The sequence below is a fragment of the Allokutzneria sp. NRRL B-24872 genome (assembly GCF_002155965.1).
Taxonomy (GTDB): Bacteria; Actinomycetota; Actinomycetes; order Mycobacteriales; family Pseudonocardiaceae; genus Allokutzneria.
On record NZ_MUMH01000361.1, the window covers coordinates 1 to 848 of the forward strand.

Here is an 848-nt window from a genome sequence, read left to right on the forward strand (position 1 = left end):
GACGAACACCCTGCAATACCGTGTCGACGGGCGCGAGGACGCCCCGGTCCTGGTCCTGGGACCGTCCCTCGGTACGACCTTCCACATGTGGGACCGGCAGATACCGGAGCTCACCCGTGACTGGAGGGTCGTCCGCTTCGACCTCCCGGGGCACGGGGGCGCGCCCGCGGAGCCCTTCACCTCCGTGGCCGAGCTCGGCGACCGGCTCCTCGCCACGCTCGACGCGCTCGGCGTCCAGCGCTTCGGCTACGCCGGCTGCTCTCTCGGCGGCGCCGTCGGTCTCGACCTCGTCCTCCGCGCGCCGCACCGGGTCGCCTCCCTCGCCCTGGTCGCCACCTCGCCCCGGTTCGGCACCGCCGACGAGTTCCGCCAGCGGGGCGTCATCGTCCGCACCAACGGCCTGGAGCCGATCGCCCGCACCGCCCCCGAGCAGTGGTTCACCCCGCTCTTCGCCGGCGCGCAGCCCGCCATCGTCGACTGGGCCGTCCAGATGGTCCGTACGACCGACCCCGCCTGCTACATCGCCGCCTGCGAGGCCCTCGCCGTCTTCGACGTCCGCGAGGCCCTCGGCAGCATCGGCATCCCCGCCCTCGTCCTCGTCGGCTCCGAGGACCGGGTCACCGGTCCCGCCGAGGCCCGCACCCTGGTCGCCGGCATCGCCGACGCCCGGCTCGCCGTCGTCCCCGGCGCCTCGCACCTCGCCCCCGTCGAGCAGCCCGCCGCCGTCACCGACCTGCTCACCGAGCACTTCTCCGGCATCGCCCCGGAGGCGAGCGGCACGCTGGCCGTGCCGCCGCCGCCCGCGCCGCCCGTCCCTGCCGCCGAGCCCGCCCCGGTCGCCCCGGAGG

General features: G+C 76.2%; 1 protein-coding gene. It reads left to right on the forward strand.

Features of this window, described 5'->3' with window-relative positions:
• A partial coding sequence (locus CCN37_RS38060; protein WP_210408410.1) for an alpha/beta fold hydrolase occupies positions 1–848 on the forward strand: 848 nt, incomplete at both ends.